The sequence below is a fragment of the Saccharothrix sp. NRRL B-16348 genome (assembly GCF_001280085.1).
Classification (GTDB): domain Bacteria; phylum Actinomycetota; class Actinomycetes; order Mycobacteriales; family Pseudonocardiaceae; genus Actinosynnema.
In genome coordinates this window covers 60,148-84,043 of record NZ_LGED01000196.1, presented here as the reverse complement: position 1 = coordinate 84,043, position 23,896 = coordinate 60,148, and the positions used below count along the sequence as shown (strand labels likewise).

Below are 23,896 nucleotides of genomic sequence, written 5' to 3'. Positions count from 1 at the left end.
CGCCGTTGGCGGTCGGCGCGACGCCGTTGCTGCGGGAACGGCCCGCCGAGGCGGCGACGGCGAGCAGCCGGGTGGTCTACAACCTGAACCCGGACTGGCGGTTCGCCCAGCGGGACGTGGCGGGCGGCGAGGCGCCGTCGTTCGACGATTCGGCCTGGGCGACGATCAGCGTGCCGCACACGTACAACGACGTGGACTCGGTGGTACCGCAAGCGGTTCACGCTGCCGGCGGCGCACCAGGGCATGAAGGTGCTGGTGGAGTTCGAGGGCGTGCGGCAGGCCGCCACGGTCTTCGTGAACGGCAGGCAGGTCGGGCTCTACGAGAACGGCGTGGCCCCGCCCAGCTCGACCAGCCGGACACCGTCGGGGAACGCCCGGCCCAACCCGGCGGCGGCGTGCAGCGCCAGCCGCGTCTTGCCGACCCCGCCCATGCCCGTCAACGTCAGCAACCGGCCGCCGCCGAGCGAACGGCGCACGTCCGTGAGTTCGCGCCGGCGCCCGACGAAGCTCGTCAACTCCGCGGGCAACGCGCTCGCAGGTCGGCACGGCATCGGTGGCCCCCTCGCCTGGCGAGCCCGTCGGCGGACTCCTACGACACCCGGCCGACACACTTTAAGCCAGTCGGAGCAGCCTTGGAGTACCCGTTCGGGGGTAGCCGGTCACCCGGTGCGACGTGTCACCGGCCCGCGGGGGCGACGTCCCGCGCCACCAGCCGCTGCCCGTCACGCAGACCGGCCACGACCGTCCCCCACAGCACCGCGGCGCCGCCGAAGCCGGGCACCAGTCGCCACGCCCACTCCAGCCCGACCGCGCCCAGCACGACGGCGAACACGGCCGTGCCGCCGAGCAGGGCGGCCAGCAGCAGGTACCGGTTGGAGCCGAAGAGCTTGGCGAACGGCGCGAAGTGCGCGCCGACGACGAACAGGACCCACGCCGGGGTCGCCTGTGCGAGGTCGAGGGACGCCAGCAGCCGCGAGCCACCGAAGATCCCCACCAGCATCAGCAGCACCGCGATGCCGTACCCCTTGCCGAACGGGCTGTCGGACCGGCCGCCGCCAGGGGCCAGCCCGGCGCCGGAGCGGCCGAAGCGGAACACCCAGCCGGCCAGGCCGAGGGCGATCACGACGCCCACCACGGCGAGCGCGGTCGCACCGCCGGTCACCGACGCCACGCCGGAGAACCACCACCCGACACCGAACCCGACGCCGATCAACGAGGTGATCATCAACGTGATCACGTGCCCCTTGGTGAACTGCCCGTCACCCATGCCGCCCCCTCAGCCGTGCTTGCTCGGACAATTACCTCACGCCCGGACACGGCCGTTCGCGGCCGGGGTGGCATCGCGATTCGCCCAACTGCCGGAACGCCCGCGTCGGACCGGATATCCTCGCGCCGCCGGCACGGTCCGACCCTGGGGGAACTCGAGTGAGACGCGCGGCGTTGTCGGCGATCCTGCTCTGTGCCGCCCTGCTCTGTGCCGCGTGCACCACCGCACCGACCCCTCCACCGACGCCTGCCGCCACCGACGCCACGGCCGCCGCGACCACCACCACCGCCTCACCCGGCGAGCTCGCGCCCCGACGGGTCAAGGCCGCCACCCTCCCGTCCGACGCCCTGGCCGCGATGGGCGCGAAGGAAGTCGCCCCGGAAGTGCCGTGGACGCGGTGGGGTCTGCCCACGCCGTGCGTGACTCCCCGCCCGGACAGCCGGGACGAGTTCGGCTACTACATCAACCACAACCGGAGCTGGGAAGGGTCGGACTACGTCGTCCACCACCTCGTGACGTGGTTCAAGAAGGGCGACGGCACGACCGCCCTGACCAGGATCCGGACGCACGCGGAGTCCTGCCGGCAGTACGTGGAGCCGGAACTGTCGGGCTCGGACCAGCCGATCACCGTCACCGCGTTCGACCTGGCGCCGGAGCCGGGGACGGACGCGGCCTACGGCTTCTGCGAGGGCAACGACACCTTCTCCCTGTGCTGGGCCCTGCTGTCCCGCGGCGACCTGATGTCGATCACTGCGGTCGGCGGCATCCCGTACCAGGACGAGTCCATCGGCATCCTGCTCGACCTGGTGCCGGCCGCCGCCGACCTGCTGGTGAAGGCTTAGCTTTAGACAACACTGAAGTCATTGAGACCACAGGGGCCGCTACGCCAGGGTGTTCACCCTGTCGGGGCCGCCCCGACTAGCGCGGGCGCACCGCCCTGATCCACAGGTGCCAGGGGAACGTGTCGTCGCCGATCCGCGGTTCCCGCAGGGCCTCGATGAGCAGCCCGGCGTCCTCCAAGGCCTCGGTGTAGGCGCTGAGCGGGTGGTTCCACCCGGTGAACCTCATCGGCAGCCCGTCCCGCTCGACCTCCTCCTCGAAGCGGTGCCGGCCGAAGTAGGGGCGGTCCAGGACGAAGACGCCGTCCCGGCGGCTGCCGGTGTTGGTGATCGGGTGGGTGATCGACAGGCAGAGCCTGCCGCCCGGTTCGAGCACCCGGCCGATCTCGCGGACGGTGCCCGGCAGGTCGTCGACGTCCATCAGCACGCAGTAGGCGATGACGAGGTCGAAGCTGTCGGCCGGGAACGGGAGGTCCGCCGAGTCGGCCGTCAGGTACCGGCTCTCCGGGTCGGCCTGCCGCGCCGCTTCCACCAGCGTGGGCGAGGCGTCGACGCCGGTGACCCGGTGCCCTCGCCCGACGAGGTCGCGGGCCACCCGGCCCTCGCCGCAACCGAGGTCGAGGGTGGCCCGGCCGGCGTCCGGCACGAGCGCGAAGAACGCGTCCCGATAACGCCAGTACGAGTCGAAGCCCGGTTTGCGCACCCAGGCGATCCAGTTCCGCGCCTGCTCTTCCCAGTCCTGCCCGGCCGTGGTCAACGCCTTCTCGGTCATCGGCCGCACCCTAGCGAGAGCCGAACGCGGGGCAAATCGACTTATGGCGGCCCGAAAGAGACCGGCGCGTCAGTCGCGCAACGGGAGCCGGACGGTGAACGTCACCCGGCGTGACCCCCGTGGTGCGTCTCCTGGTGGTCACCTGCACTATCGGGGCATGCGCAGCTCACTGTTCAACCACGCCGAGCGGTCCGTCGAGCCCGGCAGCTTCCAACTGCAGAACGACCGCATGCTCAAGGTGGACCTCACCGGCAGCGGCGGGTTCTTCTTCGCCAAGCAGGGGTCGATGGTCGCCTACCAGGGCGATGTGGACTTCGCCTACGAGGGCAGCGGCGGCATCGGCAAGATGTTCAAGAAGGCCTTCACCGGTGAGGGCATGTCGCTGATGAAGGTGTCCGGCAGCGGCGACGTGTTCCTCGCCCAGGACGCCGACGAGGTGTTCGTGCTCTACCTGGAGAACGAGGGCGTGACCGTCAACGGCAAGAACGTGCTCGCGTTCGAGAGCACGCTCACGTGGGACATCAACCGCGTCGAGGGCGCGTCGATGCTCAGCGGCGGCCTGTTCAACACCACGTTCACCGGCACCGGGGCGCTCGCCGTCACCGCCTTCGGCACGCCGGTCGTGCTGAACGTGGACGTGCCGACGTTCGTCGACATGCAGTCCGCCGTCCTGTGGTCCACCTCGCTGCAGTCCTCGATCCGCCGGACCGCCAAGCTGGGCGCCGCCATCGGTCGCGGCTCGGGCGAGGCGTACCAGCTCGCGCTGGCCGGCCGGGGCATCGTCGTCGTGCAGGCATCCGAAGGACACCCGCTGCCGCCCAAGCAGTGACGTGCGCCGAGGCGGGCTTGATCACCACACTGATCAAGCCCGCCCAGGCGGTCCACGAAGGACCGGTGTGCTCGCGCTGCGCGTTTGGCGGCCTTGCGGCCCTTGGGCTTTCAGCTCCTTGCGTGCGCGACGACGCCTCGCACGTCACCGGTCGGCCCGGTCGCCCGCCGGCACGAACCGCGCCACGGCGTCCGGCACGCCCGCGGCGAACACGGTGTCGGCGAAGTCCGGGCACAGGACCGCGTGCCCGTCGCCACCGCCGTCCCGCTCGCCGAAGGTCGCGCCGTCGAACCAGGCCGGCCCGGTGAAGGTCGCCCGGTCGAACGCCGCCGTCCCGGCGAAGGTCACCCGCTTGAACGACGCGCTGCCGCCGAAGACCGCCTCCGGGAAGTCCGCGGCGGCGGCGAAGAGGGCGTCGGTGAACCAGCTGTCGCCGGTGAACGCGGCCCGCGCGAACGACGCCCGCCCGGTGCACGTGGCGAGGCTGAACCACGCGCCCTCGGCGAACACCGCGTCGCTGAAGTCCACCTTGCCGGCGAACGTCGCCGCGCTGAACCTGGCCTGCCCGGCGAACCTGGCCCGCTCGAAGCAGGCGTCGGCGGCGATCTCGGCGCGGATGAACGAGGTGTCGCCGGTGAACACCGCACCGCGGAACCGCGCGCTGCGCAGCCGGCAGTCGGTGAGGTCGAGCGCGAGCAGGGTGGCGCCGGCGAGGTCCAGGTCGATGTCGGCCCAGTACGCGCCGGGCGGTGCGTGCGGGCGCAGGTGGTCGGCCAGGATGCGTTCGGCGGCGACGCGGACCTCGTGCTCCTGCCGGCGGTGCTCGTCGGCGCGGTTCACCGACGCGGCGGCACGGCACGTCGGCGCGGGGCGGGCGCGGACGCCGATCCCGCGCAGGCCACCGAGAGCGGGCCGCGGCGCGTAGGGCACCCGCAGGTAGGCGCAGAGCACGTTGACCGTGGTCTGCCGGTACTGCGGGTTGTCCTGGGCCAGGCGTTCCAGCGCGTACAGGCCGCCGTAGCGGACCGGGACCTTGTCCGAGCCCAGGTGCTCCACCGCCCGCGTGAACAGCTCGGTGGTGCGCCGTTCCGTCGCGTCGTGCTCGGCGGCGGTGGCGACGAGTTGCTGGTGCGCCAGCGCGAGTTCGGTGGCCCGCTGGCGGCGCGCGTTGAGCAGCAGCGCCGCGCCGCCGCCGCTGCCGATCACGATCGTGCCCGCCGTGCGGAGCGCTTCAAGACGTTCCGCGGGCGCGCCACCGCCGAACGCGTCGAGCAGCAACGCCGCCGCCGCCGCGGAGATGCCCGTCAACGCCAGCGCGCCCAGGACGATGGCGCGCGCGGACAGCGGCCGCACCTCCAGCGCGTCCGCGTCGGAGGAGTCGCGCTGCCCGGTCAGCAGGAGGCCGGCCGCGATCAGCAGGGCCGCCACCGGCAGCGGCCACCACCGGACCAGCCACGACCACACCGGTTCCCACAGGGGCTGGGTGGTCCACAGCGCCACCAGCGCGCCGGCCACCACCGCGCCGCGGCCCAGCAGCGCCCGAGCGCCGCCGGCGGCCGGCGGTCGTCCTGCCGGTTGCCGGGGCTCCGATCGCGTCGCCATGTCGCTCCGATCGCCGAGGGGCCCCTGCTGCCGCGGTCGGGGTCGCGGCAGCAGGGGGTGGTTCGGCCGCTCCGGACCTGGCCGAGCACGCGGTCGTGGCGGCTCGATGACCTCAGGTCCGCACGGCGGTGACGGTGTCGCCGCACTCGCGGCTCGACCGCACGACCGTGACGTGCGCGGCGAACCCGGTCAGGCCGCCGAGGCCGTCCACCTCGTCCGGGCGCCTTCGCGGTCGCCGAACCACTGGGGTTCGTCGGTCGTTCGGGATCCGGTCAGGTCGACGTGTGGCGTCCTCGACAGGTGAGGGCACGCTTCCTCGGGGTGGGCGGCCCCGTCCCGGGAGGTCGACGGGAACGGGGCCGCCCAGCGGCGCTCCGCGATCGGCGCGAGGGCCGACCGGTCGGGGTGCGGAGGCCGGTCAGATGGCGTTCAAGCGCCAAAGCTGGTTGTGCTTGTGGTCGACCTCGAACTTGCCGCCGGAGTAGTCGGTGCCGGAGTACTCGGTCACCGAGAGCTTCCCGCCGCTGAAGCCGAGGGCCTTCTTCCACGCCCGCACCGGCTGGAGGCTGAACAGGTAGCCGCGCTCGTCCACGGCCTCGGGGATGACCATCCACTGGTGCGTGCCGCTGGTGTCGTGGCCGGCGGCCCACACGCGCTCGCCGCGACGGGCGACGTAGCGGTTCTCGGCCGAGCGGTTGTTGTTCTCCAGCAGGTAGCCGCCGTCCTTGATCGGCACGAGCGTCCACCGCTGGTGGTCCTGGTCCTGGTCGGGCGTCACGTCGAGGCCGCCGCCGGCGGTCAGGTCGAGGAGGTGGTCGTTGGCGGCGTTCTGGAGCTCGTAGGTGCCCGACAGGTCCGCCTGCACCAGCTCGACCACGACCTTGTTCTTCTTCGTCCGCTTGCCTCCGATCAGCAGCTCGACCGCACCCGTCAGCGGGCCGTAGGTCCAGTCCTTGGTCTTCGCGGGAGTGGCGTTCTCCGACGTGTACGGCAGGTTGACGTTGAAGTTGACCTGCCGCGACCCCGTCGCCGGCGGGATGGCGGAATCCGGCGTCGCGGTGACGTTGTAGCGCGCCAACTTCGGCTCGGCCTTCAGCGACAGGCCGCCCATCTTGCTGATCTGCGCCTTGCCGAGGTCGATGATCCGGTCGACCACCTCAGCGGACGTGAGGTTGTCCGCCATCGTGCCGCCGGTGGCGTCGGCGATCCTGTTGGCCTGGCCCGGTGCGCCCTTGCCCGCGTACGACTCGCCGTTGGCGACCGGGTCGCCGTTGAGGCCGGGGTTGCTGCCCTCGACCACGCTGATGGCGATGACGCTGATGTCCTGCGCCTTGAGCGAGTCGGTGACGACCTGCTCGGTGATCGCGAAGTCGAGCCCGGAGAGGTGCTCCGGGATGGGGTCGTTGCTCGGCGCGTCGCCGACCCAGATGATGATCCGCTTCGCGTCCTTGCGCCAGCCGATCTTCCCGTCGGCGTCCTCGGCGATCTGGTGCAGCCCGTAGAACGCCGCCTCCGCGTACGCGACGCTGGAGTGGCTCGTGGTCCACTCACCGAGCGCCTTGACCGCGTCGTCGGCGTTCTCGGACAGCTTCTGGTGGTTCTTGAAGGGCAGTTCGCCGTTGAAGTCCCAGTAGGCGCCGACGCCGTAGTGGACGTCGGCGTTGACCTCCTGCGCCCGCTTCCGCAGGTCGCGGAGGATCTCGTTGGCGCGCTTGTTCACCTCGTCGATGGTGCTGCCCATGCTGCCGGTGTTGTCGGCCACGAAATAGATGTCGAACTTGGCCTGCTCGAACGTGAAGCCGGCCGGCGCGGTGACCGTCACCTTCGGCGAGTACGAGCCCTTGTTGGTCAGATACGCCTTGAGGCGATCCGGGGCGAACGTGAAATCGGAAGCCATGATCGGCTCGACCTTTCTTTGCGCTGCCGTCGACGCGGCAGGTACACGACAGGAATCACCCGGACTTGCCGGGTCGAAAGCGATCCCACCGGACCGCTACCGACGCGAAGGCCGGTCAGAGGGCGTTGAGCCGCCAGAGCTGGTAGTGCTCGTGGTCGACCTGGAACTTGCCACCGGTGTAGTTGGTGCCCACGTACTCGCCCAACGTGAGCTTCCCGCCGCTGAAACCGATGGCCGTCTTCCACACCCCCAGCGGCTGGATGCTGAACAGGTAGCCGCGGCTGTCGACGCCTTCAGGGACGAACACCCACTGGAGTTCGTCGCCGGTGCCGTGGGGGGCGGCCTTGATGCCCTGGCGACGGATGCGCGCGACGTAGCGGTTCTCGGCCGAGCGGTTGTTGTTCTCCAGCAGGTAGCCGCCGTCCTTGATCGGGACGAGCGTCCACCGCTGGTGGTCCTGGTCCTGGTCGGGCGTCACGTTGAGCCCGTTCACGGTCAGGTCCAGCAGGTGGTCGTTGGAGGCGTTCTGGATCTCGTAGGTGCCCGACAGGTCCGCCTGCCGCAACTCGACCACGATCTTCTTCTTGTTCTTGGTCTGCTTGCCTCCGATCAGCAGCTCGACCGCACCCGTCAGCGCACGGTAGGGCCATTCCCTGGTCTTCGCCGGAGTGGCGTTCTCCGAGGTGAACGGCAGGTTGACGTTGAAGTTGACCTGCCGCGACCCGGTCGGCGGGATGGCGGAATCCGGCGTCGCGGTGACGTTGAAGCGCGCCAACTTCGGCTCGGCCTTCAGCGACAGGCCGGCCATCTTGCTGATCTGCTCCTTGCCGAGGTCGATGATCCGGTCGACCACGTCGGACGCCTTCAAGTTGTCGGCCATCGTGCCGCCGGTGGCCGTGGTGATCCTGGTGGCCTGGCCCGGCTCGCCCTTGCCGGCGTACGGTTCCGCGTTCTTGACCGGATCGCCGTTGAGGCCGGGATTGGTGTCCCCGACCACGCTGATGGCGATGACGCTGATCCCCCGGTCGGTGAGCCGGTCGGTGACGACCTGCTCGGTGATGTCGTCGGCGAGACCGGACTTCTCCTTGGGGATGGGGTCGTTGGCGGGGGCGTCGCCGAGCCAGATGACGATCCGCTTCGCGTCGTCGCGCCAGCCGATCTTCCCGCCCTTCCCGTCGGTGTCCTCGGCGAGCTGGTGCAGCGCGAAGAACTGCGCCTCCGCGATCTTGCCGCCGCCCGAGGCGGACCAGTCCGCGAGCGCCTTGACCGCCGGGTCGCTGTCCTCGACGAGCGACTGCTGGTGCTTGAAGACAACCGACTCCGAGAAGTCCCGGTAGAAGCCGACTCCGTAGTGGACGTCGGCATTGACCTGCTTGGCCCTGTTCCGCAGCTCGCTGAGGATGTCGTTGGCGCGCTTGTTCACCGCGTCGATGCTGGGGCCCATGCTGCCGGTGTTGTCGGCCAGGAAGTAGATGTCGAACTTGGCCCGCTCGAACTTGAAGTCGTCCGGCGCGGTGACCGTCACCTTCGGCGAGTACGACCCCTTGTTGGTCACGTATGCCGTGAGGCGATCGGGAGTGAACGTGAAATCGGAAGCCATGATCGGCTCAACCCTTTCTTTGCTCTGCCACGCTGACCCGGCAGGTGCCACACCAGAATTGTCCGACCCGGCCTGAATGAACAGACAAAAACGCTTGAACCACTCGTCCGAGGCTATTCACGACACGCTTTCCGAGGTAGCGGACCGGGTTTTCTGGCGAATTGGTCACAAATAATGCGGGGCAACTCAACCGGACTTCGCCCACCGGGCTCGACAGGCACGGAGCGTCCGCCGGAAGTCTTCCCGGCGGACGCGGGCCGCCGCGGCGTCGACCGGCCGGTCGCGGACCTGTTCGGCGGCGATGGCCACGAGCAGTTCCAGCGCCTCGGCGGGCAGCGCCGGGCAGCCGAGCACGCGCCGGACGCGTGCCGCGGTGATCTCGCGGGCCATCAGCCACGCCAGGAGCAGCCGCCACGTCCGACCGGCGGCGACCGCCAGGACGGCGTTCGCCAGCAGGTCGCGGAGCGAGGCCGGCAACGGCGCGGCCGCGGTGGTGTCGGCCTCGACGGCCGCGTCGAACCTCGCCCCCTCCCACGAGATGATCAGTGGTTCCCGCCCGTCGCGGCAGCTCGCGGGGAAGCCCGGCAGCCGGGCCAGGGCACGCAGGACGTCGCTCGCGGTGCCCCGTTCGGCGACGCGGCTCCACCGGGTGACGACGCAGAACACCGGTCCGCCGCGCTGGTCCACGACCTGCCGGAGCGCGGCCAGCTCCTGCTCGAAGTGGTCGCCGGCGTCCCCGGCGAGCAGGGCCGCGACCCGGTCGCCGTCGAGGACGCACAGCACGGCGTCGGCCTGCGGAACACCGGCGGCGCCCAGCACGGCGACGCGGAGGACCGCCGCCTTCACGGCCGGCGCTGGAGCACGGCGATCGTGCCCGTGACGGTGACCGGGACGAACTCGCCGCCGCGGTCGAGCTCGAGCTCGTCGACGAACCGGAGGACTTCGGGCCACCGGACCTCGCGGTGGTCGTGGAGCACGACCAGGCCGCCGGGCACGATCGAGTCCCGGAACCGGGCGAAGTCCGCCCCGACGTCCGCGCGGTCGTGCGAACCGTCCAGGAGCAGCAGCCCGATCGGGCGTCCCCAGACGACGTCGGTAGAGCGGTCGCGGACCAGCTCCACCCAGTCGAGCAGACCCGCGTCGACCAGGTTGTCCCGGAACTCCGCGCAGCCAGGCTCCGGTTCGGCGGCGCGTTCGGATCCGGGTCGTTCCCCTTCGACGGGGTCGATCGCCACCAGCATGTCGCTCGGCCGGAGCGCGCGCATCGCACTGGCCAGCAGGACCGTCGACCTCCCGCAGTGGCGGCCCACCTCGACCAGCGCCGGGTCGTCCGGCAGCGCGCCCAGGACGTGGCAGGCGACGCGGTACAGCACGACACCGTCGTCCTTCGACAGCCCGCCCTCGATCGGGGCGACCCGCGCCCAGACCTCCTCGAAGTCCTCCGGTGCGGCGAGCGCGTAATCGTCGTCCATCTTCTCCTCATCTCGTGTTCCCCCGGCCCGCCACCCGTGCGTCCGGGAGTGGTGCGGACGAGGGTCGGAGTCCCGTTTCGGCGATCCGCCACGCGCCGCCGCCGTCAGGACGTCGGACCCGTACCTGAGCAAGGCGGCCGCGGTGAGCGCGATCGAGCCGACGCCGGTGTAGCCCAACATGGACACCGGGTTCTCCTCTGCCAGTGGATCGGCGCCGGTCCGCACCGCGCGGAACCGGCCGGACAAATTGGTCGCGCGGAGTTCACGCGACGGCCGCGACTTAACAGCGGCACCTGGCGAAGGTATGCCAACCAACCCGACCGACGCAATTCAGGAAACACCTGCTCCGGGTTTTCTGGATACCGCTCCATTTGCCCCACCGGGATTTGGATGCAAATCTCCAGGAAATACGGGGCAGCTAACCTGGACAAGTGATCCGCGCCAGTTCGACGGGGTGATTGCCCCGTTTCGGCGCTCCGGTCCGCGGCCCAGCCGGTAATTCTGGACGCAGTCGCAGCGTTCACGAGAGGTAGGTGACGGGGTGTTCATTCCAGCCGACGCCAGGGTGCGGGTGGGCAGCGTGGCCAGCGGGAAGGTGCTGGACGCCGGCGCCGCGCGGGCCGGCGACCCGGTGCGGCAGCGCTGGCCCGCCCACGACCGGCCGGGCCAGTGGTGGCGCCTCGTGCCGGTGACCGGCCGCAACCACCAGTACCGGCTGGTCGAGACCGGCGCCGGCCTCGCCCTGACCGGGCAGGACCGTTCCCCCGACGGGCGGACCGGCACGGTCGCGCTGGAGCCGGACGCGCGGGACCCGCGGGCCAGTTGGTGGGTGCTGCCCCAGGCCGACGACGAGTACGCCCTCGTCAACACCGTCACCGGGCTCAGCCTGGACCTGTGGGACGGGTCCGACCACGACGAGGCCCACGTCGGCCTGGCCGAGTTCTGGCGGGCGCCCCAGCAGCGCTGGCGCCTGCACACCGGCGTCGCGCCCGGCGGCACGCGCGCCGTGATGACCATGGTCTACAACGAGAACGTGCTGCTGCCGATCTGGCTGCGCTACTACAGCCGGTTCTTCGCACCCGAGGACATCTACGTCCTGGACCACGGCTCCACCGACGGCTCCACCGACGGACCCGGCTTCACCCGCGTGCCCGTCCACAACGAGGAGTTCGGCGTCGGCTGGCAGCGGGACGTCTGCCAGCGGCACCAGCACGAACTGCTCCGCCGCTACGACGTCGTGCTGCACACGGACGTGGACGAGATCGTGGCCCCCGACCCGCGATCAGGGGACCTCGGCGACTACATCGACCGCTTCGACGACGACTTCGTCACCTGCGACGGTTACGAGATCCTCCACATGAAGGACACCGAACCCCCCTACGACCCCACCCGGCCCGTCCTCGACCAACGCGGCACGTGGTTCCCCAACAGCAGCTACTCCAAGCCGCTGCTCGCCCGCGTCCCCATGGAGTGGCACGGTGGCTTCCACGAGCGCAAGGACCGCGCCACCCGCCGCGACCCGGCGCTGCGGCTGATCCACCTGCACCGCCTCGACTACGACTACGGCCTGATCCGCAACCAGGTCCGGACGCGGCGCCCGCGTGCGCGGATGGACCTCGACCGGGGCTGGGGTCGCCAGAACCGGCTCCTCGACGCCGAGAAGTTCCACCGCTGGTTCTACCACCCCGGCTCCGCGGCCAAGCCCGTGCGCACCGAGCCGGTGCCCGACCACTGGCGGCACGTGGTGTGACCCCGAGGGCCGGCACCCGGCCGTGTGATCCGGCCCAGCCCGGGCCCGGCGCACTGCCGGGTGATCCACGACCCACCTGCAGGGGGACCACACCCCTCCGGTCGTCACCGGCCCCACCGTCCACGCAGGAAAGCCCTTCGGCCCCTTCGACGCACAATCCTTGTCAAGTTCCGAATTCGCGTGTCGCGGGCGGTTTGCGCCGTTGACTCGCGCAGGTGAATTGTTTTGACCGCCGACCACCCGGTCCGCTTCTGTCTCCGATGTCATCGCGGTCGCCGTAGTCGGCTTTTAGGAGGAACGCCTGATGGCCACTGTCAGCAAGTACCCTGAAGAACTGCGCGCGCGTGCTGTGCGAGAGGCGATCGAGACCGGTCGCCCGATTGCCCAGATCGCCCGTCGGCTGAACATCCACCCGGAAACCCTGCGCGTCTGGGTGCGACAGGCGCAACAGCCGGCCGGGTGCACCGGGCGCAGGCCGGCGTCCGGGGCGAAGGACGAGTTGGACCGGCTGCGCCGCAAGCTCGCGGAACTCGAACGGGCCATCGAAATCCTCAAGGCGACCAAGGAGTACTTCCAGGTGGAGACCCGGCTGTCGCCGGACGAGGTCATCGCGCTCATCGACAACCACCGCGGCAGGTTCGGCGTCGAGGCGATGTGCCGCGCCTTGGACATCCCGCCGAGCACCTACTACGCGCGCAAGGCGCACACGCCGTCGGCGCGTCAGCAGCGGGACGCCGTGCTGCTGGAGCAGATCCGCCGCATCCACCGCACCAACCCGGAGCAGGGCGCGCGACGGATCTGGCAGCGGCTGACCGACGAGGGCGTCCTGGTCGCCCGCTGCACCGTCGAGCGGTTGATGCGGCAGAACGGGATCAAGGGCAGCCTCAACCACCGGACGGACGGGTCGGTCCACTTCAGCTTCGACGACCACGGGCGCGTGCCCAGTCCACGCACCGGATCGGGCTGACCGCGGACGGTGGCGTCCACCGGCACCGGAGCCACGAGAAGCAGCACGGTCGGCAGCCCGCCGGCGCCGACCGCCCATGCCCTACTCACGAATCGGGACGCAAGGTGCACAACCGCAAGACACCCCGCCGCGACCTTCCCCGCCGCACCGCGACACCGCACCGGCTCAGGCGACTCTGATGCGGCACGAAGAGCTGTGCGCCGACCGCGCGCCGCGACAGGACGCCGACCGTTCCCTCACCGTGTCGGTGGTCATCCCCGCGCACAACGAGGAGGCGACGATCCAGGAGACGGTGCGGTCCTGCCTGGCGCAGAGCTACCCGCTGGACCAGGTCATCGTGGTCGCCGACAACTGCACCGACGACACGGCCCGGCGTGCCCGGGAGGCGGGCGCGGTCGTCATCACCGGCCAGGGCGGCTCCAAGGCGGCGGCGCAGAACATGGCGCTGCCGCTGGTCGACAGCGACCTCGTGCTGGCGCTGGACGCCGACGCCACGCTGAGCCACGACGCCACCGCGCTCATGGTCGAGACCATCCGCGCCGGCGCCGTCGGCACCTGCCCGGCCGCGCTCCCCCGCGACACCGACACCCCCTACAGCCGGTACCGCACGCTCTACCACGCCGTCTCCAACGGGTGGGTGCGCCGGTTGCAGGACGTGCTCGGCAAGCAGATGGTGCTCAGCGGGATGGCCAACTGCCACCGCACGGACGTGTTGCGCCAGTACGGCGGTTACCCCGAGGACAGCATCACCGAGGACTTCAACCTGACCTGGCTGCTGCACCGCCGCGGGCACCGCGTGGCCTTCACCCCCGCCGCGTTCGTCTACACCCGCGAGCCGACGACGCTGAAGGAACTGCTGTCCCAGATGCATCGGTGGAGTTCCGGCTTCGCGCAGAGCATGGTGAAGCACCGTGCGCCGTTGCAGGGACCGTCGGCGTTCATCGTGGTCGTCACCCAGGTGGTCGACGGCGTCATCGGCGGCGCGGCCACGTTCTCGTTCCTGCCCTTCGTCCGGCGGCACGGCGTCACCGCGCTGTGGCGCTGGTGGGGCGCCCTGTGGCTGCTCGTGCTCGTGGCCTCGCTGGCCGTCGGCACGCGGGAGGTGGGCGCCCGGACGACGTTGCGGTGCTTCCCGAGCTGGTTCGCGCTGCAGACCCTGACCGGGCCGCTCACCACCTGGTGGATGCTGCGCGAGTGGGTGCTCGGCAAGCACCTGCTCACCTGGACCGGCCGGCACGGCTGCAAGGCGGACCTCACCCCGATGACGACGAAGCGCAAGGTGGTGCTCGCCGGCTGCGCCGCCGTGGCCGCGGTCTGCCTGATCCGCCGGCACACCCGGCAATGACCATCCACAGAGGACTCACTGAAGGAGCGGCGCGATGGTGTTCATCCCCGTGCGCACACCGGTGCGCTTGGGCAACGTGGCCAGCGGGAAGGTGCTGGACGCCGGTGACGTCCGGGCCGGCGACCGGGTGCGGCAGCACTGGCCCGCCCGTGACCGGCCGGGCCAGTGGTGGCTCCTCGATCCCGTGCCCGGCCGCGACTACCACTACCGCATCCTCGACACCCACAGCGGCCTCGCCCTCACCGGCCGCGCCGACGGGGTCGTGCTGGACTCGGACGTGGCGGACACCCAGGCCGTGTGGTCGGTGGTGCCCCTGGCCGACGACGAGTACCTCGTCCAGAACCTCGCCCACGACCGCGCGCTCGACCTGCACCGGGGGCAGCAGGGCGACGACACGCCCGTCAACCTGCACTCCTACTGGCACAACCCCCAGCAGCGCTGGCGCCTGCACACCCGCGTCGCGCCGGGCGGCACCCGTGCCGTCATGACGATCGTCTACAACGAGAACGTGCTGCTGCCGATCTGGCTGCGCTACTATAGCCGCTTCTTCGCACCCGAGGACATCTACGTCCTCGACCACGACTCCACCGACGGTTCCACCGACGGGCCCGGCTTCACCCGCATCCCCGTCCACCACGACGAGTACTCCGGGGAGTGGCAGCGGGACGTCTGCCAGCGGCTCCAGCACGAGCTGATCGGCAGGTACGACGTGGTGCTGCAGACCGACGTGGACGAGATCGTCGCGCCCGACCCGCGGTCAGGGGACCTCGGCGAGTACATCGACCGCTTCGACGACGACTTCGTCACCTGCACCGGCTACGAGATCCTCCACATGAAGGACACCGAACCTCCCTACGACCCCACCCGACCCGTCCTCGACCAACGCGGCACGTGGTTCCCCAACCACAAGTACTCCAAGCCGCTGCTCGCCCGCGTGCCCATGCACTGGGTCAGCGGCTGCCACCACCGCGAGGACCGCCTGGTCCACCGCGATCCCGCCCTCTACCTGCTGCACCTGCACCGCCTGGACTTCGACTACGGCCTGATCCGCAACCGCGTCCGCAACCAGCGCAAGCAGCGGCAGGTCGACGTCGAACAGCACTGGGGCTACCAGAACCACATCACCGCCGAAGGGTTCTACGCCCGGTGGTTCTACAACAAGAGCGCCCGGCAGAAGCCGATCTCGCTCGAGCCGGTCCCGGCGTGGTGGCGTGGGGTGATCTGACGGTCGGCACCGATTCCGGTCGCTCCCGCGCACGAAGGCCGAGTGGGCCCCCGTCGTCGATCACGTGATCGACGACGGGGGCCCACTTCGCTGGGCGCCTGCCGTCACACGACGTCCTTCCAGTGCGGTGGGATCTCCTCCAGGTTCTCGACCCGGTCGGTGGAGAACCAGCGGTCGAACTCGTCCGGGTCGGTGATCCGGTTCCCGGGTGCGTAGTTCCGGTCGATCTCGCGCTGCACGCGCTTGCGGGTGTTCTTGATCCGGTGGCGGGCCAGGCCGAGGTCGCGGTCCATGCGGTGCAGGTGGATCAGCCGCAGGAGCGGGTCGTGGCGGGCGACCCCGTCCTCCCGCCGGTGGAACCCGCCGCTCCAGTACATGGGGATGCGGGCGAGCAAGGGCTTGCCGTACCTCTCGTTGAAGAACCAGGTCCCGCGCTGGTTCAGCACCGGCCGGTCGAGGTCGAGGCCCGGTTCGCGGTCGCGCAGGTGGAGGACTTCGTAGCCCGTGCAGGTGACGAAGTCGCCGTCGAACCGGTCGATGTACTCGCCGAGGTCGCAGCAGCGCGGGTCGGGCGCCACGATCTCGTCCACGTCGGTCTGCAGCACCACGTCGTAGCGCCGCAGCAGCTCGTGCTGGAACTGCTGGCAGACGTCGCGCTGCCAACTGCCGCTCCAGTGGGTGTTGTGGGCGGGGACGCGGGTGAAGCCGGGCCCGTCGGTGGAACCGTCGGTGGAGTCGTGGTCGAGGACGTAGATGTCCTCGGGCGCGAAGAAGCGGCTGTAGTAGCGCAGCCAGAGGGGCAGCATGACGTCCTCGTTGTAGACCATGGTCACCACTGCCCGGGTGCCACCGGGGGTGCGGTCGGTCACCAGCCGCCACCGCTGCCGCGCGTTGTTCTGGTGCTTCACCAGCCCGATGTGCGCCTCGTCGTCCCCCGATCCGTCCCCCAGCTCCAAGCCGAGGTCGCTGACCTCGTTGACGATCCAGTACTCGTCGTTCGCCGTCGACAGCACCCACCACACCGCCCGCGGGTCCTCCGGTTCGGCGGTGAGCCGCACCTCGCCCCGGTCGGGGTGCCCGACGCCGGCCACCACCAACCCGCTGTCGACCTGCACCAGGTGGAACCGGTGGTGCCGGCCCGGCACCGGAGCCAGCCGCCACCACTGCCCCTGCTCCCCGTGCCCCGGCCACCCCGGCCCGACGCGCCCGCCCACCCGGCCGGCGCCCGTGTCGAGCACCTTGCCGTCGGCCGCACTCGCGATCCGCACCCGCACGTCCACCGGAACCGCCATCGCGCACACTCCCTGTTCCCAGGAAGATCCGTTTGCCCCATCAGCATGGCGACCTGGCACGGGGTCGAGGACGTGGCGCGGAGCGGACCACTCCGCAAAACCCGCCGAATCGCTTGCCCGGGCGAACCGCCCCGGCGTTCGTGCAGGATTGCTTCCAATCAGGCCGGTGTCGGCGTGCCCCGGTCCGCCCACCCGGTGCCGTACCAGTGGAGACCCGAGTCCCGCACCGCGGCGGGATCGAGGTGGTTGCGGACGTCCACGACCCCGGTGCCCTCCATCAGCGAGGCCACGCGTACCCAGTCGAGCGCCCGGAACTCGGGCCAGTCGGTGAGCACCGCGACCACCGCCGCGCCCTTCACCGCCAGCTCCACGTCGTCGACGACCGTGCCGCCCGCCAGCCGCGTGGTCGAGGAGCGGACGGCCGGGTCGTAGGCCACCACCTCCGCTTCGGCCGCGAGCCGTTCGGCGATCGCCACGGCCGGCGAGTCGCGCAGGTCGTTGGTGCCCGCCTTGAAGGTCAGCCCGAGGACGGCCACCCGCGCCCGCCCGCCCCCGGCGGCGAGGATCTTGGCCACCACCCGTTCGCGCTGCTCGCGGTTGGCGTCGGCCGCGCCGCGCAGCACCGCCAGGTCGACGCCGCGCGCGCTCGCCAGGTTCAGCAACGCCCGCGAGTCCTTCGGCAGGCACGACCCGCCCCAGCCCGGTCCGGGCGCGAGGTAGCGCGAGCCGATGCGCGGGTCGTGGCCCATGCCCGCGGTGACGGCGCCGATGTCGCCGCCCACCGCCTCGCAGAGCGCGGCGAGGTCGTTGACGTAGGACAGCCGCACGGCCAGGTAGCCGTTCGAGGCGTACTTGATCAACTCCGCGCTGACGGGGTCGGTCGACACGAGCGGCGCGTCGAGGCCGTCGTACAGCCGGGCGACCTGGGAGGCCGCGGCGGCGTCCGAGGCGCCGACCACGATCCGGTCCGGGTTCAGGAAGTCGTGCACCGCCGTGCCCTCGCGCAGGAACTCGGGGTTGGCCGCGAGCCCGACGTCGGCGCGGCCCAGCCGGTCGCCGATCCACGCGGTGGCGCCGATCGGCACGGTCGACTTGACCACCAGCACGTCGCCCGCGGCCAGTTCGCCCTCGATGTCGGCGAGGACCGCCTCGACCGCGCCGAGGTCGGCGCGCCCCTGCGGGTCGGAGGGCGTCGGGACGCACAGGAACACGACCCTGGGCTCCCCCGCGCTGTCCCGCATCGCCCGCCCCGCGCCGAGCGCGAACGCCAACCGCCCGGTCCGCCGCCCCTCGGCCACCAGTTCCGGCAGCCGGGGTTCGAGGATGTCCACCGCACCGGCCCGCAGCCGCTCGACCTTCGCCGGGTCCACGTCCGCGCACACCACCCGGTGGCCGAGCCCGGCCAGGCAGGCGGCGGTGGTCAACCCGACGTAGCCCGCCCCGATCACCACGACCCGTTCCGCGGCCATCGCCTCGCCCGCCCTTCCGAAGGGTGCCCGCGATCCGGCGGACTCGCGAGGCCGCGGTGCATCGATCACCGGGTCGATGCTACTGATTTCGTCCCGTTCCGCCCGGCCGCAGACGACCGTCCGCCATGCGCGTGACGTGCGTCCGTCCACGAAGGACTTGTTGCGCGCCAGCGCTTTTCCGCGTCCGCACAACCACTCGATCGTGTGCGGCACGGTCCGGCACGTCGAGCGGGAGGTCGTGCAGCATCGCGAGGTGGGTGGGCGAGCCGAGTGCGGGGCGGAGGTCGCCGACCGGGCGCCAACCCCAGGCGCGATACGCGGTGCGGAGCGGGATGTCGTCCGGTTCGACCACCAGTGCGGCACGCGGTTCCAGGCGGTCGGCGAGCAGCGCGTCGTGCAGCAGGTGCGCGTAGCCGCGTCCCCGGAATGCGGGCCGCACCGTCATGTCGACGCACGCGAAGGTGCGCCGTCCGTCCTCGGCGAGGAGACCGGGGTCGTCCGGTGGGGTGAGCAGGCCGTCCCACCACCGGGTCGCCCGCGGCAGGGTGTGCCCGAGGGCGTAGCCGACCAGGTCGTCGCCGAGGTGCGCGGTGACGAGCCGGAAGCCGGGTTCGGCCGCGTCCGCCGGCGCCACTGCCGTTCGGTGGAGCGCAGCGGGTTGGCCAGGTGCGCGGCGTTGCCCTCGGCGTACACGGCGAGCAAGGGCTCCCGCAACGCGTACGCGCCTTCGGGGCCGTGTGCCGTGATGGTCGGGTCATCGGCGTGGCTCCGTGGTGAGGGTCAACCCGACGGGGGTCAGCCCGCCGTTGGTGTCCAGGCGGTACGGCGTCGGCGACCGCGCCGTCACGTGGTGGTGTCGGACCAGCTGGGCGGTGACCACGACGAGTTCGGCGAGGGCACTTGTGAGTGACGCGCCTCCCCCGAACGAAGTCGCGGCGGACGGCGGCCGCACCACAGCGCGACCAGTCCAGCACCCGCCGTCCCCGGTGGGGTCCGGTCCCGCGGTCGCGCCGCCGCGGGACCGGACGGTCTCATTACCGGACGCCCACCGGTTCCGCCACGACCAGGTCGTCGGCGTTGGTGACGGAGATGCCGGCGCCGGTGAACGTGTCGGCGACGTGGTAGGTGCCGGGTGCCCGCACCAACAACGACATCCGCCACGTCTGCTCCGAGCCGGCCGCCACCGCCGCGGTGGCTGTGACGGTGCCGGTCAGGGCGCCGCCGTCACGGGTCAGCGTCACGCGTTGCCACGTGGCGCCGACCTTCAGCCGCAGCACGACGTCGCTCGGCGCCAGGCTCCGGTCGGCCGCGACGCGCACCGTCCAGGACAGGGGCCCGGAGTCGGCGGTGCCGCTGTTGGCCGCACGCACGTCGTACTGGGTGTGCACGCCCGGCACGAACGCGCCGCGCGTGTCCGTCACGGCCACCACGGCCACCGGCTCCGGCCCCACCCGCAGCCGGGCCTCGCCGGTGAGGTCGCCGGAGTAGCCGCCCGTGTCCACGTCCAGCGCCAACCGGTACGCCCCGTTCGGGGTGCCCGGTTCGACCGTGAACGCGTACGGCCGCGCGTTCCAGTTGATCGACCCGGCCCGCACGGGCGTGCCGTCCGGCGCGAAGAGGCGCAGCACCGGCTTCAGCTCGTTCGGCGCCGCCGCCCGGACCAGGCCTTCGACGTCCTCCAGCGCCGCGCGCTCGGGCAGGGTCAGGAACGGCCGCACGGCGGAGGCCACCACCGTCGCGAACGGCACGCCGTGCGCGTCGGTCACCGACCAGTCCACGGTGGCCTTGCCGTCGGCGCCGACCACGACGTCGCCCAGCGAGACCTTCGCCGCGCCGCCGAACGCGAACGGGACGTCGTACGGCGTGGTCCAGTCGAGCCCGGAGACCTTGGTGCTCGGCAGGAACCAGTCCTGCTCCAAGTGCCGCACCGAGTGCACGGTGACCGCCTCGTACCGGTCCAGCGTCGCCACCAGTGTGCCCGGTTCGTAGCGGTACCCGTGTGGCGCGGTGCCCGAAGGGCGCAGGAACACCGAACCGGTGTGCCGCGCGTCGGCGGCGTCGAGCGCAATGTCCGCCCGCACGGCGAAGTTCTCGCCGATCGCGGACGCTCTCGTGCCACCCGCGAGCACCCTGGGCGCGAACGAGATCACGTCGTCGTCGATCACGGTGATCTCGCGGTGCAGCAGGTAGGCGTCGCCGCCGCCCTCCGACGTCGGCTTGCGCACGACCAGCGTGTACCTGCCGACCGGGTCCGGAATCTCGAACGCGAGCTTGCCCGCGGCGTCGGTCTTGCCGAGCCCGCGGACCTGGCCGCCGACGATCAGCTCGACGACCGCACCGGCCAGCGGACCGACCGCGGCCGCACCCGGAGCGTCCACAGTGGACACCGAGAGGTCGACGCGCGGCGCGCGCACCCGGAACGAGCCGGTCAGGTGACCGACCTGCACCGTGAACGCGCCGAGCCGATCGGGGTCGACCGTCCACGTGACGGTCTTGGACTGGCCGGCCGCCAGCTGCACCGGCGTGGTCGCCTCGACCGCGCCGCCGACCTTGAGCGCCGCGTTGTAGGTGCCCGCCGCCGAACCGACGTTCTTGACCTGGACCGTCACCGTGACGTTCTCACTGGCCTTCACCAGCCCCGGCGACACCTTCAGGTCGTGCAGGGCGTAGTACGGCTGCTGCGGGTCCGGCGCGGGCGAGGCCCAGTCGATCGCGTTCAGGAACACGTCGGTCGCCTGCGGCGTCCAGTCGACGGGTCCCCTGGTCGCCGACGCGCCGTGCAGCGACAGCAGCACGTGCCGGTTGGTGGCCCGCTGGTCGACGCCGATGCCGCCGCCCATCACGCCGTCCACGGTCCGGCCGAGGCTCGCGATCGTCTGCCTGCCCGCGCCGGAGTACCCGTCGAACCACGCGACCCACTTGGCCTGGGTGCTGTCGTCGAGCGGGATGCGGTCACCCACCGCGTACCCGTCGAAGATCGGGTGCGCCGCGGTCACCTCGTAGTACGACACGGCCGACGTGCCGCCGCCCGTGTTGGACCCGGTCGACACCGGCTGCCCGGTGTGCTTCGACAGCTGCCGGAGGCCGTTGCCCGTCGTGTAGGCGTGGTCGGTGAAGATCACGCCGGTGCCGTTGGCGTCCGTCGCGTCCAGGAACGCCTGGAACACCGCCGCGTCGTAGTCCGACGTCAGCGTGCCGTAGCCGAGCACGACGGTCGCGTGCTGCGCCGCCTTGTCCAGCTCGTCCCAGCTGTAGTACGCGGTTTCGACGCCGCGCGGCGCGAACACGACGTCGCGGTACTGGTTCGCGCGCGTCTCCGAGCTGTCCACGATCGCCACCGAGCGCGGCGGGACGCCGAACGCGAAGTCCGCGCTGGCCGCCTCGCCCGCGACGACGGTCACCTCGACCTCGCCGGGCGCCCGGAACGTCGGGTACGAGGCGCCGATCCGGTAGGTGCCCGCGGGCACGCCGTCGATCGTGTACCGGCCGTCGGCGCCGGTCACCGCGGACAGGTCGGTCGGCACGCCGACCACCTTGACCGCGACACCGGGAATCCCGGCCCCGGAGGTGTCCAGCTTCGCGACACCGGTCACCCGGCCGAAGGGCGCCGGGGTGAGCACGACGTCGACCGCGGCGAAGGAGTCCGGCGCGACCGTGGCGTTGGCCGTGGCCTTGCCGAAGCCGAACGCCTCCACGGTGACGGTGTAGTCACCCGGTTCGAGCCTGCTGGTGAAGGAGCCGTCCGCGAGGGTGGTGAGGGTGCGGCCGCCCGGCTCGATCCTGACGGTGGCGCCGGGAACGGGCGAGCCGGAGGCGGCGTTGGTGACGGCGCCCCGCACGCCCGAGTTCAGCGCGACGAACCGGGTCGCCTCGTAGGCGTCGATCCGGCCCCTGCCGAACCGGGTGTCCGGCGGTGCGCCCGCGTACCGGTCGTCCCAGAACCCGGTGTCCGCCAGCACGTCCACGACCTCGGACACCGGCAGGTCGCCGGCGGCCGACAGCATCAGCGCGACGGTGCCCGCGGTGTGCGGGGTGGCCATCGAGGTGCCGGACAGGGTCCGGTAGCCGCCGCCGGGCGAAGCCGAGTACACGTCGACGCCCGGTGCGGAGATGTCCGGCTTGACCCAGCTGCCCGGCCAGTCGGCGGGCGGGCTGGTCCACTGGTCTTTGCGCACCACGGCACCGCAGGAGAACGACGCGACGCTGTCGGAGCTGTCGGTCGCGCCGACGCCGACCGCCTCGAACACGTTGCCGGGGCTGGCCGTGCCGATCGTGCCGCAGTTGTTGCCGATGGCGAAGGCCGGGAACGAGCCGAGGGCGCGGATGGCGCGCGTCGGCTGCACCATCGCGGCCTGGAAACCGGTGCCGCCCAACGACATGCTGACGATGTCCGCCGGCCGTCCCGCGGGGTTGCCCGCCGCGTCGACCGGCGCGACCGCCCACTGCATGCCGGCGGCGACCTGCGCGAACGAGCCGCTGCCGCCCGGGATCACCAGGCCGTGCATCATCTCGGCGGCGGGCGCGACGCCGATCGCGGTGCCGGAGGTCGCGCCGCCGTGGATGGTGCCCGCCACGTGCGTGCCGTGGTAGGCGGAGTCGCGCGGCGCCGAGGCGACGCGGTTGCCCGTCCCGTCGAACTCCATCCAGCCACCGGGGTGCTTGGCGTCGCCCGGGTCGTCGGTCACCATCTTCCCGGCGAGGTCCGGGTGGGTGATGTCGACGCCGGTGTCCAGCGTGGCGATGCGCACGCCGTTGCCCCGGACGCCGAGCTCGTCCCAGACCCGGGCCGCCCCGATCTTCTGCAGACCCCAGGTGAGCTCGGCGGACGGGGTGACGTCCGCGGTGCTCGCGACCGGATCGGGCGCGACCACGTCGAAGTTCGGGACGAGCTGCGCCACGCCGGGCACGGCCGCGAGCGAGTCGAGCGTGCCGGTGTCCGCGGGGAACTCGACCAGCAGCATGTTCGTGAGCCAGAACCGGTTCACCACGGTCGCGGTCTCGCCGATGGCCGCGGCGACCTCGGCCTGCGTGTCGGCCGCGTGGTCGCGGAGGGCGGCGAGGACTTCGTCCCGGTCGCCGGACAGCTCGGCGTTCGGGAGCATCAGCAGCGCCTGCACCGGCTCGCCCGGCGTGGCCGCCCGGACCTCCGCGACGAGTTCGGGCGCGACGGACGCGGGGGTGGACTCCGGCGGCGGGGCGGTCGGGGACAAAGCCGCGAACAGACCGACCGCGGTCACCACGGCCAACCAGGGTCTGGCCGACCGTCTCGCGGCACGTCTCAGCTTCGGCAGGGGCAAGTGGGGCATCCGGCGTCTCCTTGGTAAGATTTTTTTACCCCTATGACAATGATTGAAATTCACCGTCCGTCAAGCGATCGCATGGCTCCACGGTGGAAGCCGAATGCCGCACAGCGGGTAGCCGAAGTGGCCGGATGTCCCCGCACGCGTGGTGCACGTCGACGCCGACTTCGCACCCGAACAGGTGATTCTCGGTGCACTCGGACGGACCAGTCGGCGGCGGATCGGCGGGTTCCACTTGGTCTCGTCACCACGAAAACCGTTGGGGCACAA

The 23,896-nt window shown here is 71.5% G+C and carries 17 protein-coding genes and 2 pseudogenes; 7 read left to right on the top strand and 12 right to left on the bottom strand.

The features are described 5' to 3' along the window. Positions 1–147: 147 nt before the first annotated feature. Positions 148–279 (top strand): annotated as a pseudogene (locus ADK67_RS55100) (hypothetical protein); the annotation flags it as partial. 62 nt (positions 280–341) lie between these two features. On the opposite strand, the pseudogene ADK67_RS19445 reads toward ADK67_RS55100, so the two are convergent. Both ADK67_RS19445 and ADK67_RS19440 read right to left on the bottom strand, forming a co-directional pair. Beyond that, positions 342–551 (bottom strand): annotated as a pseudogene (locus ADK67_RS19445) (hypothetical protein); the annotation flags it as partial. 125 nt (positions 552–676) lie between these two features. Further along, positions 677–1,267 (bottom strand): hypothetical protein, encoded by a 591-nt coding sequence (locus tag ADK67_RS19440; RefSeq protein WP_053717867.1) that lies wholly within the window; start codon positions 1,265–1,267, stop codon positions 677–679. 158 nt (positions 1,268–1,425) lie between these two features. On the opposite strand from ADK67_RS19440, the gene ADK67_RS51040 reads away from it, so the two are divergent. Then, the gene (locus ADK67_RS51040; protein WP_053717866.1) at positions 1,426–2,109 is read left to right on the top strand and encodes a hypothetical protein; all 684 of its coding nucleotides are present in this window, start codon (positions 1,426–1,428) and stop codon (positions 2,107–2,109) included. Positions 2,110–2,185: 76 nt separating this feature from the next. Here the strand turns inward: ADK67_RS51040 and ADK67_RS19430 are convergent, their stop codons facing one another. Next, entirely contained in the window at positions 2,186–2,878 is a 693-nt protein-coding gene (locus ADK67_RS19430; protein ID WP_063797657.1) for a class I SAM-dependent methyltransferase, read from the bottom strand. Positions 2,879–3,035: 157 nt separating this feature from the next. On the opposite strand from ADK67_RS19430, the gene ADK67_RS19425 reads away from it, so the two are divergent. Then, positions 3,036–3,707 carry an AIM24 family protein gene (locus ADK67_RS19425; protein ID WP_053717864.1) on the top strand — a complete coding sequence of 224 codons (672 nt, stop codon included), beginning with the start codon at positions 3,036–3,038 and terminating at the stop codon, positions 3,705–3,707. A gap of 144 nt (positions 3,708–3,851) precedes the next feature. Here ADK67_RS19425 and ADK67_RS19420 read toward each other — a convergent pair whose 3' ends face one another. The 5 genes from ADK67_RS19420 to ADK67_RS19400 all read right to left on the bottom strand — a co-directional run bounded on the left by ADK67_RS19420 (position 3,852) and on the right by ADK67_RS19400 (position 10,458). Next, positions 3,852–5,309, bottom strand: coding sequence for a pentapeptide repeat-containing protein (locus tag ADK67_RS19420; protein WP_053717863.1), 1,458 nt, complete (start codon positions 5,307–5,309; stop codon positions 3,852–3,854). Between the two features lie 418 nt (positions 5,310–5,727). Then, positions 5,728–7,206, bottom strand: a complete 1,479-nt coding sequence (locus tag ADK67_RS19415) for an RICIN domain-containing protein (RefSeq protein WP_053717862.1) — start codon at positions 7,204–7,206, stop codon at positions 5,728–5,730. Between the two features lie 115 nt (positions 7,207–7,321). Beyond that, entirely contained in the window at positions 7,322–8,806 is a 1,485-nt protein-coding gene (locus ADK67_RS19410) for a hypothetical protein (RefSeq protein ID WP_157620600.1), read from the bottom strand. 186 nt (positions 8,807–8,992) lie between these two features. Continuing rightward, complete coding sequence (locus tag ADK67_RS19405) at positions 8,993–9,652, bottom strand: hypothetical protein (protein WP_053717860.1); 660 nt, start codon at positions 9,650–9,652, stop codon at positions 8,993–8,995. After that, positions 9,649–10,458 (bottom strand): class I SAM-dependent methyltransferase, encoded by an 810-nt coding sequence (locus ADK67_RS19400; protein WP_231648267.1) that lies wholly within the window; start codon positions 10,456–10,458, stop codon positions 9,649–9,651. The genes ADK67_RS19405 and ADK67_RS19400 overlap by 4 nt, the downstream gene beginning before the upstream one ends. Positions 10,459–10,819: 361 nt before the next feature. Between ADK67_RS19400 and ADK67_RS19395 the strand changes: the two genes are divergently transcribed. The 4 genes from ADK67_RS19395 (at position 10,820) to ADK67_RS19380 (ending at position 15,565) form a co-directional block, all read left to right on the top strand. Further along, positions 10,820–12,028 carry an RICIN domain-containing protein gene (locus tag ADK67_RS19395; RefSeq protein ID WP_157620596.1) on the top strand — a complete coding sequence of 403 codons (1,209 nt, stop codon included), beginning with the start codon at positions 10,820–10,822 and terminating at the stop codon, positions 12,026–12,028. A gap of 304 nt (positions 12,029–12,332) precedes the next feature. After that, positions 12,333–12,995 carry a transposase gene (locus ADK67_RS48270; protein WP_063797653.1) on the top strand — a complete coding sequence of 221 codons (663 nt, stop codon included), beginning with the start codon at positions 12,333–12,335 and terminating at the stop codon, positions 12,993–12,995. Between the two features lie 178 nt (positions 12,996–13,173). Then, complete coding sequence (locus ADK67_RS19385; RefSeq protein ID WP_053717857.1) at positions 13,174–14,340, top strand: glycosyltransferase; 1,167 nt, start codon at positions 13,174–13,176, stop codon at positions 14,338–14,340. Positions 14,341–14,374: 34 nt separating this feature from the next. Beyond that, the gene (locus ADK67_RS19380; protein ID WP_053717856.1) at positions 14,375–15,565 is read left to right on the top strand and encodes a glycosyltransferase family 2 protein; all 1,191 of its coding nucleotides are present in this window, start codon (positions 14,375–14,377) and stop codon (positions 15,563–15,565) included. Positions 15,566–15,669: 104 nt separating this feature from the next. Here the strand turns inward: ADK67_RS19380 and ADK67_RS19375 are convergent, their stop codons facing one another. The 4 genes from ADK67_RS19375 to ADK67_RS19355 form a co-directional block, all read right to left on the bottom strand. Continuing rightward, positions 15,670–16,857, bottom strand: a complete 1,188-nt coding sequence (locus ADK67_RS19375; protein WP_053717855.1) for an RICIN domain-containing protein — start codon at positions 16,855–16,857, stop codon at positions 15,670–15,672. A gap of 158 nt (positions 16,858–17,015) precedes the next feature. Then, positions 17,016–18,326 (bottom strand): UDP-glucose dehydrogenase family protein, encoded by a 1,311-nt coding sequence (locus tag ADK67_RS19370; RefSeq protein ID WP_053717854.1) that lies wholly within the window; start codon positions 18,324–18,326, stop codon positions 17,016–17,018. Positions 18,327–18,405: 79 nt separating this feature from the next. Next, positions 18,406–18,960 (bottom strand): GNAT family N-acetyltransferase, encoded by a 555-nt coding sequence (locus ADK67_RS19365; protein WP_053717853.1) that lies wholly within the window; start codon positions 18,958–18,960, stop codon positions 18,406–18,408. A gap of 400 nt (positions 18,961–19,360) precedes the next feature. Continuing rightward, positions 19,361–23,632, bottom strand: a complete 4,272-nt coding sequence (locus ADK67_RS19355) for a S8 family serine peptidase (RefSeq protein WP_082403593.1) — start codon at positions 23,630–23,632, stop codon at positions 19,361–19,363. Positions 23,633–23,896: the final 264 nt, after the last annotated feature.